Consider the following 16,033-nt stretch of genomic DNA (forward strand, 5'->3'; position numbering starts at 1 on the left):
CCCCCCGCCCCCCCCCCCCCCCCCCCCCCCCCCCCCCCCCCCCCCCCCCCCGCCCCCCCCCGCGGGGGGCCCCCCCCCCCCCCCCCCCCCCCCCCCCCCCCCCGCCCCCCACGTTTCTGCTGAGAGCCTCCGAACGGGCTCAGACTTCTTCGTGGGCCACGGCCCGGCGCGCGTCCGCGTCCAGGACGCCCCAGCTGATGAGCTGCTCGGTGAGCACCGAGGGCGACTGGTCGTAGATCACGGCAAGGGTGCGCAGGTCGTCCTGGCGGATGGAGAGCACCTTGCCGTTGTAGTCGCCGCGCTGCGACTGGATCGTGGCGGCGTACCGCTGCAAGGGGCCCGCCTTCTCGGCCGGGACGTGGGCCAGGCGCTCCAGGTCGAGGACCAGCTTGGGCGGCGGCTCGGCGGCGCCGCCGGGCGGGGTGCCCGGAAGCAGTTCCTGCACGGGAACGCCGTAGAAGTCCGCCAGCTCGGCAAGGCGCTGCACGGTCACGGCGCGGTCGCCACGCTCGTACGACCCCACCACGACCGCCTTCCAGCGCCCCTGGGACTTCTCCTCCACGCCGTGGAGGGAAAGGCCCTGCTGGGTACGGATGGCGCGGAGCTTGGCCCCGAGCTGTTTGGCGTATTCGCTGGACATATAGCTCCCCGGACGCTGTGACAACGTGCGGCTCCGCCGCGCGGCTTGGTGACTCACTGTGAGGTTACGCAGCGTTACTTGGCTGCGTCAAGCCGAATGGGTCCGAGGGCCTCTTCCGGGGGGAGGTGACGGCCCGCGTTGCCGATGCTGGTACCGTGAAAGACGCTGTGGCGCCAGTCGGCGCACCTCAGCGGACATTCGACGTCCTTTAAAGTCCGTCCCGTGAGGCGGAGAAGGAGGTCCGTTTTCATGGACACGCATGCCTCCGGTGTGCCGCGGCCCGTTCTCGAAGGCCCGGACATCGCACGGGTGTTGACCCGTATCGCCCACGAAATCGTGGAGCGCGCCAAGGGCGCCGACGACGTCGTGCTGCTCGGCATTCCGACCCGCGGCGTCTTCCTCGGCCGCCGGCTCGCCGCCAAGCTCGAGGAGATCACCGGCCGCAAGGTCCCCGTCGGCTCGCTCGATATCACGATGTACCGCGACGACCTGCGCATGCACCCGCCGCGTGCGCTCGCCCGTACCGAGATCCCCGGTGACGGCATCGACGGCTGCCTGGTCGTCCTCGTCGACGACGTGCTCTTCTCCGGCCGCACCATCCGTGCCGCCCTCGACGCCCTGAACGACATCGGCCGCCCGCGCGCGGTGCAGCTCGCCGTGCTCGTCGACCGCGGCCACCGGGAACTGCCCATCCGCGCCGACTACGTCGGCAAGAACCTCCCCACGTCGCTGCGGGAGACGGTCAAGGTCCAGCTCGCCGAGGAGGACGGCCGCGACGCCGTGCTGCTCGGTGCCAAGCAGACCACCCCGGCCGGCGAGCAGTAGCCTCCGCCCCTTCTCAGACGCACCCCGCCCCCCGCGGACCGTGCGCGCGCCGCCGCGCGCCCGCGTGCCCGCCGTCCGGCACGGGGCGCCGCCAGGCACCCGCACACCCGTCATCCCTACGGAGCCCACCCGATGATGCGACACCTCATCTCGGCCGCCGACCTGACCCGCGACGACGCCGTCCTCATCCTCGACACCGCGGAGGAGATGGCCCGCGTCGCCGACCGGCCGATCAAGAAACTGCCGACGCTGCGCGGCCGTACCGTCGTCAACCTCTTCTTCGAGGACTCGACGCGCACCCGGATCTCCTTCGAGGCCGCCGAGAAGCGCCTGTCCGCCGACGTGATCAACTTCAGTGCCAAGGGGTCGAGCGTCTCCAAGGGCGAGTCCCTGAAGGACACCGCCCAGACCCTGGAGGCCATGGGCGTCGACGCCGTCGTCATCCGGCACGGGGCCTCCGGCGCGCCGTACACACTCGCGAACTCCGGCTGGATCGACGCGGCCGTGATCAACGCCGGTGACGGCACCCACCAGCACCCCACGCAGGCCCTGCTCGACGCGTTCAGCATGCGCCGCCGCCTGGTCGGCAAGGACGCGGGGATCGGCCAGGACCTCACCGGCCGCCGCGTCACCATCGTCGGCGACATCCTGCACAGCCGCGTCGCCCGCTCGAACGTCGACCTGCTGCACACCCTCGGCGCCGAGGTCACCCTGGTCGCCCCGCCCACCCTGGTGCCGGTCGGCGTCGGGAACTGGCCCTGCGAGGTCTCCTACGACCTGGACCGGGTGCTGCCCAAGTCCGACGCCGTGATGATGCTGCGCGTGCAGCGCGAGCGGATGAACGCCGCGTTCTTCCCGACCGAGCGCGAGTACTCGCGCCGCTACGGCCTCGACGCCGAGCGGATGGCGAGGATGCCCGAGCACGCCGTCGTGATGCACCCCGGCCCGATGGTCCGCGGCATGGAGATCACCGCCGAGGTCGCCGACTCGCCCCGCTGCACCGTCGTGGAGCAGGTGGCCAACGGCGTCTCCATCCGGATGGCCGTCCTGTACCTGCTGCTCGGCGGCCAGGAGCCCGCCGCCGCCTCCCACCCCCGTACCGAGGAGAAGTAAGACCATGAGCAAGATCCTGATCCGCGGTGCGCGCGTACTCGGCGGCGAGCCGCAGGACGTGCTGATCGACGGCGAGACCGTCGCGGCCGTCGGCGACGGCCTGAGCGACGAGGGCGCCACCGTGGTCGAGGCCGGCGGCAAGGTCCTGCTGCCGGGCCTCGTCGACCTGCACACGCACCTGCGCGAGCCGGGCCGCGAGGACTCCGAGACCGTCCTCACCGGCACCCGCGCCGCGGCCGGCGGTGGCTACACCACGGTGTTCGCGATGGCCAACACCTTCCCGGTCGCCGACACCGCGGGCGTCGTCGAGCAGGTCTGGCGGCTCGGCAAGGAGTCCGGCTACTGCGACGTGCAGCCGATCGGCGCCGTCACCGTGGGCCTGGAGGGCAGGAAGCTCGCCGAGCTCGGGGCCATGCACGAGTCGGCCGCCGGGGTCACCGTCTTCTCCGACGACGGCAAGTGCGTCGACGACGCCGTGATCATGCGGCGCGCCCTGGAGTACGTGAAGGCCTTCGGCGGTGTCGTCGCCCAGCACGCCCAGGAGCCGCGGCTCACCGAGGGCGCCCAGATGAACGAGGGCGTCGTCTCGGCGGAGCTCGGGCTCGGCGGCTGGCCCGCCGTCGCCGAGGAGTCGATCATCGCCAGGGACGTGCTCCTCGCCGAGCACGTCGGCTCCCGCGTGCACATCTGCCACCTGTCCACGGCGGGCTCCGTGGAGATCGTCCGCTGGGCCAAGTCCCGCGGCATCGACGTCACCGCCGAGGTCACCCCGCACCACCTGCTCCTCACCGACGAGCTGGTGCGCAGCTACAACCCGGTCTACAAGGTCAACCCGCCGCTGCGCACCGAGCGCGACGTCATGGCGCTGCGCGAGGCCCTCGCCGACGGCACCATCGACATCGTCGCCACCGACCACGCCCCGCACCCGCACGAGGACAAGGACTGCGAGTGGGCCGCGGCCGCCATGGGCATGGTGGGCCTGGAGACCGCCCTGTCCGTGGTCCAGCACACGATGGTCGACACCGGCCTGCTGACCTGGGCCGGCGTCGCCGAACGCATGTCCGTCAAGCCCGCCGAGATCGGGCGGGCGACGGGCCAGGGCCGCCCGGTCGCGCCCGGCGAGCCCGCCAACCTCACCCTCGTCGATCCGGCATACCGTGGAACCGTGGACCCCGCGGGCTTCGCCTCCCGGAGCCGCAACACCCCCTACGAGGGCCGTGAGCTGCCGGGACGCGTCACCCACACCTGGCTGCGGGGCCGCGCCACGCTCGTCGACGGGAAGCTCCAGTGACCGCACCGCACCTCCGTACCCCCTCCGCCCTGACCCCGCTCGCCGCCGACGAGAAGTCGGCGCAGGTCACCGACTGGGCCGCCCGCGCCGGCTGGGTCGTCGGCATCCTGCTCTTCATCGCGCTCGTCTACTGGCTGATGCGCGAGGGCTGGAAGTGGCGCGGCACCCTCCAGGGCGACCTCCCCGACCTCCCGGGCGTGCCGTCCGACCCCGGCCCGGTGAGACTGGAGCTGACCGGCCGCTACCACGGCTCCACCACGGCGGGCCAGTGGCTGGACCGCATCGTGGCGCACGGCCTGGGCACCCGCAGCCGGGTGGAGCTGACCCTCACCGACGCGGGCCTGGACGTGGTCCGCCCCGGGGCGCGGGACTTCTTCATCCCGAAGCAGGCCCTGCGCGAGGCCCGGCTCGACAAGGGCATCGCGGGCAAGGTCCTCGCCGAGGGCGGCCTGCTGATCGTCACCTGGGCCCACGGCGACAAGCTGCTCGACTCCGGCTTCCGCTCCGACCGCGCCGCCGAGCAGGCGGAGTGGGTCGACACCATCAACAACATGATCAACAGCACCGAGATCACCGGCACCGGCGCCGCGATCGACAGCACGACGGAAACGGAAGGCGCACGATGACGACCTCCACACGGGGAGCCACCAAGATCCCCGCCGTACTCGTCCTGGAGGACGGCCGAGTCTTCCGCGGCCGCGCCTACGGCGCGGTGGGGGAGACCTTCGGCGAGGCCGTCTTCTCCACCGGCATGACCGGCTACCAGGAGACCCTCACCGACCCGTCGTACCACCGCCAGGTCGTGGTGATGACCGCCCCGCACGTCGGCAACACCGGCGTCAACGACGAGGACCCCGAGTCCAAGAAGATCTGGGTCGCGGGCTACGTGGTGCGCGACCCCGCCCGGGTGCCCTCGAGCTGGCGCTCGCGCCGCACCCTCGATGAGGAGCTGGCGCGCCAGGGCGTCGTCGGCATCAGCGGCATCGACACCCGCGCCCTCACCCGCCACCTGCGCGAGCGCGGCGCCATGCGCGTCGGCGTCTTCTCCGGCGAGGCCCTCGCCCCCGACGCCGAGCTACTCGCCAGGGTCCAGGCACAGCCCCAGATGAAGGGCGCGGACCTGTCCGCCGAGGTTGCCACCCAGGAGGCCTACGTCGTCCCCGCGATCGGCGAGAAGAAGTTCACCGTCGCCGCGATCGATCTCGGCATCAAGGGCATGACCCCGCAGCGCATGGCCGAGCGCGGCATCGAGGTGCACGTGCTGCCGGCCACCGCGACCGCCGAGGACGTGTACGCGGTCGGCCCCGACGGCGTGTTCTTCTCCAACGGCCCCGGCGACCCCGCCACCGCCGACGGCCCCGTTGCCCTCATGCGCGAGGTCCTGGAGCGCGGGACGCCGCTGTTCGGCATCTGCTTCGGCAACCAGATCCTCGGCCGCGCCCTGGGCTTCGGCACGTACAAGCTGAAGTACGGCCACCGCGGCATCAACCAGCCCGTGCAGGACCGCACCACGGGCAAGGTCGAGGTCACCGCGCACAACCACGGCTTCGCCGTCGACGCGCCGCTCGACCGGGTCTCCGACACCCCCTACGGCCGCGCCGAGGTCTCCCACGTGTGCCTGAACGACCAGGTGGTGGAGGGGCTCCAGCTCCTCGACCGGCCCGCGTTCAGCGTCCAGTACCACCCCGAGGCGGCCGCGGGCCCGCACGACGCCGCGTACCTCTTCGACCGCTTCACGTCTTTGATGAACACCGCTCTGATGGAGGGCCAGCGTGCCTAAGCGCACCGATATCCAGTCCGTCCTGGTCATCGGCTCCGGCCCGATCGTCATCGGCCAGGCAGCGGAGTTCGACTACTCCGGGACGCAGGCGTGCCGCGTCCTGAAGTCCGAGGGGCTGCGCGTCATCCTCGTCAACTCGAACCCCGCGACGATCATGACCGACCCGGAGATCGCCGACGCCACGTACGTCGAGCCGATCACCCCGGAGTTCGTCGAGAAGATCATCGCCAAGGAGCGCCCCGACGCGCTCCTGCCCACCCTCGGCGGCCAGACCGCGCTCAACACCGCCATCTCGATGCACGAGCAGGGCGTGCTGGAGAAGTACGGCGTCGAGCTGATCGGCGCGAACGTCGAGGCGATCAACAAGGGCGAGGACCGCGACCTGTTCAAGGACGTCGTCGAGGCCGTCCGCGGCAAGATCGGCCACGGCGAGTCCGCACGCTCCGTGATCTGCCACTCCATGGACGACGTCCTGAACGGCGTCGAGGAGCTCGGCGGCTACCCCGTCGTCGTCCGCCCCTCCTTCACCATGGGCGGCGCCGGCTCCGGCTTCGCGCACAACGAGGACGAGCTGCGCCGCATCGCGGGCCAGGGCCTCACCCTCTCGCCGACCACCGAGGTGCTCCTGGAGGAGTCCATCCTCGGCTGGAAGGAGTACGAGCTGGAGCTGATGCGCGACAAGAACGACAACGTCGTGGTCGTCTGCTCCATCGAGAACTTCGACCCCATGGGCGTGCACACCGGTGACTCGATCACCGTCGCGCCCGCCATGACCCTCACCGACCGCGAGTACCAGATCCTGCGGGACGTGGGCATCGCGATCATCCGCGAGGTCGGCGTCGACACCGGCGGCTGCAACATCCAGTTCGCGGTGAACCCGGCCGACGGCCGTGTGATCGTCATCGAGATGAACCCGCGGGTCTCGCGGTCGTCGGCGCTCGCGTCGAAGGCCACCGGCTTCCCGATCGCGAAGATCGCAGCGAAGCTGGCCGTGGGCTACACCCTCGATGAGATCCCCAACGACATCACCGAGAAGACCCCGGCGTCCTTCGAGCCGACCCTCGACTACGTCGTCGTCAAGGCCCCGCGCTTCGCCTTCGAGAAGTTCCCGCAGGCGGACTCGACGCTCACCACCACGATGAAGTCGGTCGGCGAGGCCATGGCCATCGGCCGCAACTTCACCGAGGCCCTGCAGAAGGCGCTGCGCTCCCTGGAGAAGAAGGGCAGCCAGTTCGCCTTCACCGGAAAGCCCGGCGACAAGAACACCCTGCTGCGCGCGGCCGTGCGCCCCACCGACGGCCGGATCAACACCGTCATGCAGGCCATCCGCGCCGGAGCCACCCCGCAGGAGGTCTTCGACGCCACGAAGATCGACCCGTGGTTCGTCGACCAGCTCTTCCTGATCAAGGAGATCGCGGACGAGCTGGCCGAGGCCGACGAGCTCACCGCCGAGCTGCTCGCCGAGGCCAAGCGGCACGGCTTCTCCGACACGCAGATCGCCGAGATCCGCGGCCTGCGCGAGGACGTGGTGCGCGAGGTGCGGCACGCCCTCGGCGTGCGCCCCGTCTACAAGACGGTCGACACCTGCGCCGCCGAGTTCGCCGCGAAGACGCCGTACTTCTACTCCTCCTACGACGAGGAGAGCGAGGTCGCGCCGCGCGAGAAGCCCGCCGTGATCATCCTCGGCTCCGGCCCGAACCGCATCGGCCAGGGCATCGAGTTCGACTACTCCTGCGTGCACGCCTCCTTCGCGCTCAGCGACGCCGGCTACGAGACCGTCATGGTCAACTGCAACCCGGAGACCGTCTCCACCGACTACGACACCTCCGACCGGCTCTACTTCGAGCCGCTCACCCTGGAGGACGTCCTGGAGATCGTCCACGCCGAGTCCGTCGCGGGCCCGGTCGCGGGCGTCGTCGTCCAGCTCGGCGGCCAGACCCCGCTCGGCCTCTCCCAGGCCCTGAAGGACAACGGCGTCCCGGTCGTCGGCACCTCGCCCGAGGCCATCCACGCCGCCGAGGACCGCGGCGCCTTCGGCCGCGTGCTCGCCGAGGCCGGACTGCCCGCGCCCAAGCACGGCACCGCCACCACCTTCGCCGAGGCCAAGGAGATCGCCGACGAGATCGGCTACCCGGTGCTCGTCCGGCCCTCGTACGTCCTCGGCGGGCGCGGCATGGAGATCGTGTACGAGGAGGCCCGCCTCCAGGCGTACATCGCCGAGTCCACCGAGATCAGCGCCGACCGCCCGGTCCTCGTCGACCGCTTCCTCGACGACGCCATCGAGATCGACGTGGACGCGCTCTACGACGGCCACGAGCTGTACCTGGGCGGCGTCATGGAGCACATCGAGGAGGCCGGCATCCACTCCGGCGACTCGGCGTGCGCCCTGCCCCCGATCACCCTCGGCGGCCACGACATCAAGCGCCTGCGCACCTCCACGGAGGCCATCGCGCGCGGCGTCGGCGTCCGCGGCCTGATCAACATCCAGTTCGCCATGGCCGGGGACATCCTGTACGTCCTGGAGGCCAACCCGCGCGCCTCGCGCACGGTGCCCTTCACCTCCAAGGCCACCGCGGTGCCGCTCGCCAAGGCCGCCGCCCGCATCTCGCTGGGCGCGACCGTCGCGGAGCTGCGCGCCGAGGGGCTGCTGCCCGCCCGCGGCGACGGCGGCGAGCTGCCGCTGGACGCGCCGATCTCCGTCAAGGAGGCCGTCATGCCCTGGTCGCGCTTCCGCGACATCCAGGGCCGCGGCGTCGACACGGTGCTCGGTCCGGAGATGCGCTCCACCGGCGAGGTCATGGGCATCGACTCCGTCTTCGGCACGGCGTACGCCAAGTCGCAGGCGGGCGCCTACGGGCCGCTGCCGACCAAGGGCCGCGCGTTCATCTCCGTCGCCAACCGCGACAAGCGCTCGATGATCTTCCCGGCGCGGGAGCTCGTCGCCCACGGCTTCGAACTGCTCGCCACGTCCGGCACGGCCGAGGTGCTCCGGCGCAACGGCATCAACGCCACCGTCGTGCGCAAGCAGTCCGAGGGCGAGGGCCCGAACGGCGAGCGGACCATCGTCCAGCTCATCCACGACGGCGAGGTCGACCTCATCGTCAACACCCCCTACGGCACCGGCGGCCGCCTCGACGGCTACGACATCCGCACCGCGGCCGTCGCCCGGTCCGTGCCGTGCCTGACGACCGTCCAGGGCCTCGCCGCCGCGGTACAGGGCATCGACGCCCTCCACCACGGCGGAGTGGGCGTGCGCTCGCTCCAGGAGCACGCGGAACGTCTGGTCGCGGCCCGCGACTGAGCGGGGCCCGCGGTTCGGAAGCGCCCCGAAGGGGCGCGGGGAACTGCGCGACCAGCCCCCACCGGCCCGCGGACGGAGCACCGCGCTTCCCGCGGAGCGACTCGCAGCCCATGAGGGGGACACCGTACGCGGTGTCCCCCTCCCTATGAGGCCGTATGCGGCCCTATGAGGACACCAGCATGTACGCACTCTTCTTCCGGCTCGTCTTCCGGCGCTTGGACCCCGAGCGCGCCCACCACCTCGCCTTCGGCTGGATCCGGCTCGCCGCGCGCGTCCCCGTCCTGCGCACCTTCCTCGCCGCCGCGCTCGCCCCCCGCTACCAGGAGCTGCGCACCGAGGCCTTCGGCCTGCGGATGCACGGGCCGTTCGGGCTCGCCGCCGGGTTCGACAAGAACGCCGTCGCGGTCGACGGCATGGCGATGCTCGGCTTCGACCACGTCGAGATCGGCACCGTCACGGGCGAGCCGCAGCCCGGCAACCCCAAGAAGCGGCTCTTCCGACTGGTCCAGGACCGCGCCCTGATCAACCGCATGGGCTTCAACAACGACGGCTCGGCCGCCGTGGCCGCCCGCCTCGCCGCCCGCGAGCCCGTCTTCAAGGGCGTCGTCGGCGTCAACATCGGCAAGACCAAGGCCGTCCCGGAGGCCGGGGCCGTCGCCGACTACGTGAAGTCCACCGAGCGCCTGGCCCGCCACGCCGACTACCTCGTCGTCAACGTGTCCTCGCCGAACACGCCCGGCCTGCGCGACCTCCAGGCCACCGAGTCCCTGCGCCCGCTCCTGACGGCCGTGCGCGAGGCCGCCGACCGCAGTGTCGAGGGCCGCCGCGTCCCGCTGCTCGTGAAGATCGCGCCCGACCTGGCCGACGACGACGTCGACGCGGTCGCCGACCTCGCCGTCGAGCTCGGCCTTGACGGCATCATCGCCACCAACACGACCATCGCCCGCGAGGGCCTCGGCCTCGTCTCCGACCCGGCGCTGACCGCCGAGACCGGCGGGCTCTCCGGCGCGCCCCTGAAGGAGCGCTCCCTCCAGGTGCTGCGGCGCCTCTACGCGCGCGTGGGCGACCGGATCACCCTCGTGGGCGTCGGCGGCGTCGAGACCGCCGAGGACGCCTGGCAGCGCATCCTCGCCGGCGCCACGCTGGTGCAGGGCTACAGCGCCTTCATCTACGAGGGCCCGTTCTGGGCCCGCGCGATCCACAAGGGGCTCGCCGCCCGGCTCGCCGCCTCCCCGTACGCCACGCTCGCCGAAGCGATCGGCGCCGACACGCGAAAGGCCCCCGCCGCATGAGCCACCCAGAACCCTTCGGTACGCGGCTGCGCCGGGCCATGGACACCCGCGGCCCGCTCTGCGTGGGCATCGACCCGCACGCCTCGCTCCTGGCCGCGTGGGGCCTGGACGACGACATCCAGGGCCTGGAGACCTTCACGCGCACCGTCGTGGAGGCCCTCGCCGACCAGGTCGCCGTCTTCAAGCCGCAGGCGGCCTTCTTCGAGCGCTTCGGCTCGCGCGGCGTCGCCGTCCTGGAGCGGGCCGTCGCCGACCTGCGCGCCGCCGGGGGCCTCGTCGTCATGGACGCCAAGCGGGGCGACATCGGCTCCACCATGGCCGCGTACGCGGAGGCCTTCCTGCGCCCGGGCGCGCCGCTGTTCTCGGACGCCCTGACCGTCTCGCCGTACCTCGGCTACGAGTCCCTGCGGCCCGCCGCGGACCTGGCCCGCGAGAGCGGCGCGGGCCTGTTCGTGCTCGCCCTGACCTCGAACCCGGAGGGCGCGGAGGTGCAGCGCGCGCAGCGCGCGGACGGGCGCACGATCGGCGCGACCATGCTTGCGCACCTCGCGCGCGAGAACGCCGGCGCCGCGCCCATGGGCTCCTACGGCGCGGTGGTCGGCGCCACGCTCGGCGACCTGTCCTCCTTCGACCTCGCCATCAACGGCCCGCTCCTGGCCCCCGGCATCGGGGCGCAGGGCGCGACCCCCGCCGACCTGCCCCGCGTCTTCGGCGCGGCCGTGCGCAACGTCGTACCCAACGTGAGCCGAGGGGTGCTGAAGGCGGGCCCGGACGCGGGGGCGCTGCGGGAGGCGGCCGCGCGGTTCGCGGACGAGGTGCGGCAGGCGGTCGGCGGGTCGTAGCCGGCGGGGGCGGCCGGGCCGCGCCGGTCGGAGGGGCCGCGCCGACGGGAGGGGCCGCGCCGGTCGGAGGGATGTCGCGCCACGGCGGACCTCGCCGGACCGTCGGCAGACCCCGCCGGACCGCCGGCGCACCCCGCCGAACCCACGGCACACCCCTCCGAACTGACACGTTGCTTACGCGACACCCGGCCAAATCCGGGGCATTTTGTCCGGTATGCCGGGCTCAACAGAGGCTGACCAGGACTTTTCGCTTGTTCTCGCTGACTCCGGCGGCCATGGCCGCTAGTCTCCGAGCAGAGCCAACGGGCAAGCGCGTTGCACGTTGCTCCCCTGGTGTGGGGCGACTAGGTTCCTCACCGGTCCGTATCCGACAGTTCGATCTTCGAGGTGACGTAGGCGTGGCTCTTCCGCCCCTTACCCCTGAACAGCGCGCAGCCGCGCTCGAAAAGGCCGCCGCGGCTCGCCGGGAGCGGGCCGAGGTCAAGAATCGACTCAAGCACTCCGGCGCCTCCCTTCACGAGGTCATCAAGCAGGGCCAGGAGAACGACGTCATCGGCAAGATGAAGGTCTCCGCCCTCCTTGAGTCCCTGCCGGGCGTGGGCAAGGTCCGCGCCAAGCAGATCATGGAGCGCCTCGGCATCTCCGAAAGCCGCCGCGTGCGGGGCCTCGGCTCCAATCAGATCGCCTCCCTGGAGCGCGAGTTCGGCGGCAGCGGCGCCTGACGGCCCCGGGCCGTCGCGCGAACCTGGTCTCGGGCACCCCTGAGAACCTGGATAATCGCTGCATGAGTGAACGTCCGCGGCTGACCGTGCTCTCCGGCCCCTCCGGGGTCGGCAAGAGCACGGTCGTCGCCCATATGCGCAAGGAACACCCCGAGGTCTGGCTCTCGGTCTCGGCGACCACCCGCAAGCCCCGTCCCGGCGAGCGCCATGGTGTGCACTACTTCTTCGTCTCCGACGAGGAGATGGACAAGCTGATCGCCAACGGCGAGCTCCTGGAGTGGGCGGAATTCGCGGGCAACCGCTACGGCACGCCCCGGCGCGCCGTCATGGACCGCCTGGAGGCGGGCGAGCCCGTCCTGCTGGAGATCGACCTCCAGGGCGCGCGGCAGGTGCGCGAGTCGATGACCGACGCTCAGCTCGTCTTCCTCGCCCCGCCGAGCTGGGACGAGCTGGTGCGCCGCCTCACCGGCCGCGGCACCGAGGCGGCCGAGGTGATCGAGCGCAGACTCCGCGCCGCGCGCGTGGAGCTGGCCGCGGAGCCCGAGTTCGACACCACCCTGGTCAACACCTCGGTCGAGGACGTGGCGCGCGAGCTGCTAGCCTTGATGAAAGTTGTTTGATCTTCACCCCCTTCGGAAGGCAGAGAGTGTCCTCTTCCATCACCGCGCCCGAGGGCATCATCAACCCGCCGATTGATGAACTGCTCGAGGCCACCGACTCGAAGTACAGCCTCGTGATCTACGCCGCCAAGCGCGCCCGTCAGATCAACGCGTACTACTCGCAGCTCGGCGAGGGCCTTCTCGAGTACGTCGGCCCGCTCGTGGACACCCACGTGCACGAGAAGCCGCTGTCGATCGCGCTCCGCGAGATCAACGCGGGCCTGCTGACGTCCGAGGCCGTCGAGGGCCCGGCGCAGTAAGCAGTCATACGTCACCACAGGCCCGGCAGCGCGACTGCCGGGCCTGTGGTGTGTCATGGAGTCGTGCGCGGGCGCGCACGGCCAAGTGCGGGCAAGTGCGGGGAGGCACCGTGGACAAGCCGAAGGTCGTTCTGGGGGTCAGCGGCGGGATCGCCGCCTACAAGGCGTGCGAGCTGCTCAGGCGGCTCACGGAGTCCGGCCACGACGTACGCGTCGTGCCGACGCGGTCGGCGCTGCAGTTCGTCGGCGCCCCGACCTGGTCGGCGCTGTCCGGCCACCCCGTCTCCACGGAGGTCTGGTCCGACGTCCACGAGGTCCCCCACGTCCGCATCGGCCAGGGCGCCGACCTCGTGGTCGTGGCGCCCGCCACCGCCGACATGCTCGCCAAGGCCGCCCACGGCCTCGCCGACGACCTGCTGACGAACACCCTGCTCACGGCCCGCTGCCCGGTGGTCTTCGCACCCGCCATGCACACGGAGATGTGGGAGCACCCGGCCACCCAGGAGAACGTGGCGACCCTGCGCCGCCGCGGCGCCCTCGTCGTCGAGCCGGCCGTCGGCCGCCTCACGGGCGTCGACACCGGCAAGGGCCGCTTCCCCGAGCCCGCCGAGCTCTTCGAGGTCGTACGCCGGGTCCTGGCGCGCGGCACCGGCGGCCAGGACCTCGCCGGCCGCCACGTCGTGGTCAGCGCGGGCGGCACCCGTGAGCCCCTCGACCCCGTGCGCTTCCTCGGCAACCGCTCCTCCGGCAAGCAGGGCTACGCCCTCGCCCGCAGCGCCGCCGCGCGTGGCGCCCGGGTCACGCTCGTCTCGGCCAACGCGGCGCTGCCGGAGCCTGCGGGCGTCGACGTGGTGCCCGTGGGCACCGCCGTGCAGCTCCGCGAGGCCGTCCTGAAGGCCGCCGCCGACGCCGACGCGGTGGTGATGGCCGCGGCCGTGGCCGACTTCCGCCCGGCCGCGTACGCCGCCGGGAAGATCAAGAAGAAGGACGGCGAGGACCCGGCCCCCGTCGCCCTCGTCCGCAACCCCGACATCCTCGCCGAGCTCGCGGCCGACCGCCCGCGCCCGGGACAGGTCGTCGTCGGCTTCGCCGCCGAGACCGACGACGTCCTGGCCAACGGGCGCGCCAAGCTCGCCCGCAAGGGCTGCGACCTGCTCGTGGTCAACGAGGTGGGGGAGCGCAAGACCTTCGGCTCCGAGCGGAACGAGGCCGTGGTGCTCGGCTCCGACGGCAGCGAGACCCCGGTGCCGTACGGCCCCAAGGACGACCTCGCGGACACCGTCTGGGACCTCGTCGTCCCCCGCCTCGCCGGCCCGCCCCTCGACTGAGGCGCCGACGGGCCCGGACACGCGCCGCTGGCTGGCTGGCTGGCCGTGCCACGGGCCCGAGGTGCCTGATCCGACCCGATGGGCCGGAACCCACCCGCTTCGGCCTGAAGCAACCCGACACTGCCTGAAGCGACCCGCTCCTGCCTAAAGTGACACCATCCGCACCATCCGGCCTCTTCAGGTACGAATGAGGCAGCGGCTGCGTAACCGGAAGGTGGCGTTCACCCCACGAGGCGCCGTGGGCCCGTCCTAAACACGTCCTGAACCCGTCCTACGCGGGCCCCGCACCCTCTGGTGAAGACCGATCGTCGTATCGCACAATGCAGTGCCGCAGGTCACAGGCCTCGACTGGGACGAGGCGGGTGGCCGTGCGGGCCTGCACGACCGATAAACTGGTCTCGGACGACGTCGAGCGCAGCTCTCGGCCCGTCCGTCAATGATCAGCCAGCAGCCGCTGCAACCACAGGGAGCGATGTGTCCCGCCGTCTCTTCACCTCGGAGTCCGTGACCGAGGGCCACCCCGACAAGATCGCTGACCAGATCAGCGACACCATTCTCGACGCGCTTCTGCGCGAGGACCCGACGTCCCGGGTCGCCGTCGAAACGCTCATCACCACCGGCCTCGTGCACGTCGCCGGTGAGGTCACGACCAAGGCGTACGCGCCGATCGCGCAGCTCGTGCGCGACAAGATCCTCGAGATCGGCTACGACTCCTCGAAGAAGGGCTTCGACGGCGCCTCCTGCGGCGTGTCGGTGTCCATCGGCGCGCAGTCCCCGGACATCGCGCAGGGCGTCGACACGGCGTACGAGCAGCGTGTCGAGGGCGATGAGGACGAGCTGGACAAGCAGGGCGCCGGCGACCAGGGCCTGATGTTCGGCTACGCCTGCGACGAGACCCCGGAGCTCATGCCGCTCCCGATCCACCTCGCGCACCGCCTCTCGCGCCGCCTGTCCGAGGTCCGCAAGAACGGCACCATCCCCTACCTGCGTCCCGACGGCAAGACCCAGGTCACCATCGAGTACGACGGCGACAAGGCCGTCCGCCTCGACACGGTCGTGGTCTCCTCCCAGCACGCCTCGGACATCGACCTGGACTCCCTGCTCGCCCCGGACATCCGCGAGTTCGTGGTCGAGCCGGAGCTGAAGGCCCTGGTCGACGACGGCATCAAGCTGGAGACCGAGGGCTACCGCCTGCTGGTCAACCCCACAGGACGGTTCGAGATCGGCGGCCCGATGGGCGACGCCGGCCTGACCGGCCGCAAGATCATCATCGACACGTACGGCGGCATGGCCCGCCACGGCGGCGGCGCCTTCTCCGGCAAGGACCCGTCCAAGGTGGACCGCTCCGCCGCCTACGCCATGCGCTGGGTCGCGAAGAACGTCGTCGCGGCCGGCCTCGCCGCCCGCTGCGAGGTCCAGGTCGCCTACGCCATCGGCAAGGCCGAGCCGGTCGGCCTGTTCGTCGAGACCTTCGGCACCAACACGGTCGACACCGACAAGATCGAGCAGGCCATCGGCGAGGTCTTCGACCTCCGCCCGGCCGCGATCATCCGCGACCTCGACCTGCTCCGCCCGATCTACTCCCAGACCGCCGCGTACGGCCACTTCGGCCGCGCGCTGCCGGACTTCACCTGGGAGCGGACGGACCGCGTCGACGCCCTGCGCAAGGCCGCGGGCCTGGAGGGCTGACGCCCTCCCTCCCGGCTCCGTCGAGGCCCGGCACCCCCTGTGGGGGCGCCGGGCCTCGGTGCGTCAGGAGGGGGCGGCGGCCGGTTGCGGCGGGTCCTCGCCGGTGTCGTCGTCCGGCGGGCCCTGCCCGTAGCGGCGCCGGAGGGCCTCGGCGAGGCCGCCGGCGCCGTGGGCCTCGGCGAGCTTCCTCGCCCGCTCGGCGAAGAGGGGGGCCTCCGGATCGTCGGGCGAGATCCCGAACCACGACAGGAAGACGTCGAGCGAGCCCGTGTCCGGACCGGCCCCACCGCC

Annotated in this window: 14 protein-coding genes; 13 read left to right on the forward strand and 1 reads right to left on the reverse strand. The window is 72.0% G+C overall.

All coding sequences use genetic code 11. The features are described 5' to 3' along the window. Positions 1 to 139 precede the first annotated feature (139 nt). Positions 140 to 640 carry a transcriptional regulator BldD gene (gene bldD / locus QK440_RS14515; protein WP_016638847.1) on the reverse strand — a complete coding sequence of 167 codons (501 nt, stop codon included), beginning with the start codon at positions 638 to 640 and terminating at the stop codon, positions 140 to 142. Between the two features lie 249 nt (positions 641 to 889). Here bldD and pyrR point away from each other — a divergent pair, with 249 nt between their 5' ends. From pyrR to metK, 13 genes are all read left to right on the forward strand, one after another. Further along, positions 890 to 1,465 carry a bifunctional pyr operon transcriptional regulator/uracil phosphoribosyltransferase PyrR gene (gene pyrR, locus QK440_RS14520; protein ID WP_282793500.1) on the forward strand — a complete coding sequence of 192 codons (576 nt, stop codon included), beginning with the start codon at positions 890 to 892 and terminating at the stop codon, positions 1,463 to 1,465. A gap of 132 nt (positions 1,466 to 1,597) precedes the next feature. Continuing rightward, positions 1,598 to 2,578, forward strand: a complete 981-nt coding sequence (locus tag QK440_RS14525) for an aspartate carbamoyltransferase catalytic subunit (RefSeq protein WP_282793501.1) — start codon at positions 1,598 to 1,600, stop codon at positions 2,576 to 2,578. Positions 2,579 to 2,582: 4 nt separating this feature from the next. Further along, complete coding sequence (locus QK440_RS14530) at positions 2,583 to 3,869, forward strand: dihydroorotase (RefSeq protein WP_282793502.1); 1,287 nt, start codon at positions 2,583 to 2,585, stop codon at positions 3,867 to 3,869. Then, positions 3,866 to 4,495: a hypothetical protein gene (locus tag QK440_RS14535; RefSeq protein WP_282793503.1), complete on the forward strand. Its 630-nt coding sequence runs from the start codon at positions 3,866 to 3,868 to the stop codon at positions 4,493 to 4,495. Before QK440_RS14530 ends, QK440_RS14535 begins: the two co-directional genes overlap by 4 nt. Further along, entirely contained in the window at positions 4,492 to 5,649 is a 1,158-nt protein-coding gene (gene carA / locus QK440_RS14540) for a glutamine-hydrolyzing carbamoyl-phosphate synthase small subunit (protein ID WP_282793504.1), read from the forward strand. The genes QK440_RS14535 and carA overlap by 4 nt, the downstream gene beginning before the upstream one ends. Continuing rightward, positions 5,642 to 8,950, forward strand: coding sequence for a carbamoyl-phosphate synthase large subunit (carB, locus tag QK440_RS14545; RefSeq protein WP_282793505.1), 3,309 nt, complete (start codon positions 5,642 to 5,644; stop codon positions 8,948 to 8,950). Before carA ends, carB begins: the two co-directional genes overlap by 8 nt. Before the next feature lie 179 nt (positions 8,951 to 9,129). After that, positions 9,130 to 10,242, forward strand: a complete 1,113-nt coding sequence (locus QK440_RS14550; RefSeq protein WP_282793506.1) for a quinone-dependent dihydroorotate dehydrogenase — start codon at positions 9,130 to 9,132, stop codon at positions 10,240 to 10,242. Beyond that, complete coding sequence (pyrF, locus tag QK440_RS14555) at positions 10,239 to 11,084, forward strand: orotidine-5'-phosphate decarboxylase (RefSeq protein ID WP_282793507.1); 846 nt, start codon at positions 10,239 to 10,241, stop codon at positions 11,082 to 11,084. The genes QK440_RS14550 and pyrF overlap by 4 nt, the downstream gene beginning before the upstream one ends. A 398-nt stretch (positions 11,085 to 11,482) precedes the next feature. Next, complete coding sequence (locus QK440_RS14560) at positions 11,483 to 11,806, forward strand: integration host factor (protein WP_016638838.1); 324 nt, start codon at positions 11,483 to 11,485, stop codon at positions 11,804 to 11,806. A 62-nt stretch (positions 11,807 to 11,868) separates the two neighbouring features. Then, the gene (gene gmk / locus QK440_RS14565) at positions 11,869 to 12,426 is read left to right on the forward strand and encodes a guanylate kinase (protein ID WP_138958558.1); all 558 of its coding nucleotides are present in this window, start codon (positions 11,869 to 11,871) and stop codon (positions 12,424 to 12,426) included. Between the two features lie 26 nt (positions 12,427 to 12,452). After that, on the forward strand, positions 12,453 to 12,725 hold the full coding sequence (rpoZ, locus tag QK440_RS14570) for a DNA-directed RNA polymerase subunit omega (RefSeq protein WP_003982715.1): 273 nt from the start codon (positions 12,453 to 12,455) through the stop codon (positions 12,723 to 12,725). Positions 12,726 to 12,835: 110 nt separating this feature from the next. Beyond that, a complete protein-coding gene (gene coaBC, locus QK440_RS14575) occupies positions 12,836 to 14,053 on the forward strand; it encodes a bifunctional phosphopantothenoylcysteine decarboxylase/phosphopantothenate--cysteine ligase CoaBC (RefSeq protein WP_282793508.1) in 1,218 nt (405 codons plus the stop codon). 474 nt (positions 14,054 to 14,527) lie between these two features. After that, entirely contained in the window at positions 14,528 to 15,742 is a 1,215-nt protein-coding gene (metK, locus tag QK440_RS14580) for a methionine adenosyltransferase (protein WP_282793509.1), read from the forward strand. Positions 15,743 to 16,033: the final 291 nt, after the last annotated feature.

The sequence above is a fragment of the Streptomyces sp. CC224B genome, from assembly GCF_030010595.1.
GTDB lineage: Bacteria > Actinomycetota > Actinomycetes > Streptomycetales > Streptomycetaceae > Streptomyces > Streptomyces longispororuber.

Excerpts from the sequence above, each read along its gene's own strand:
- bldD (WP_016638847.1), bottom strand. The coding sequence starts at position 640 with ATGTCCAGCGAATACGCCAAACAGCTCGGGGCCAAGCTCCGCGCCATC.
- pyrR (WP_282793500.1), top strand. The coding sequence starts at position 890 with ATGGACACGCATGCCTCCGGTGTGCCGCGGCCCGTTCTCGAAGGCCCG.
- QK440_RS14525 (WP_282793501.1), top strand. The coding sequence starts at position 1,598 with ATGATGCGACACCTCATCTCGGCCGCCGACCTGACCCGCGACGACGCC.
- QK440_RS14530 (WP_282793502.1), top strand. The coding sequence starts at position 2,583 with ATGAGCAAGATCCTGATCCGCGGTGCGCGCGTACTCGGCGGCGAGCCG.
- carA (WP_282793504.1), top strand. The coding sequence starts at position 4,492 with ATGACGACCTCCACACGGGGAGCCACCAAGATCCCCGCCGTACTCGTC.
- QK440_RS14550 (WP_282793506.1), top strand. The coding sequence starts at position 9,130 with ATGTACGCACTCTTCTTCCGGCTCGTCTTCCGGCGCTTGGACCCCGAG.
- pyrF (WP_282793507.1), top strand. The coding sequence starts at position 10,239 with ATGAGCCACCCAGAACCCTTCGGTACGCGGCTGCGCCGGGCCATGGAC.
- gmk (WP_138958558.1), top strand. The coding sequence starts at position 11,869 with ATGAGTGAACGTCCGCGGCTGACCGTGCTCTCCGGCCCCTCCGGGGTC.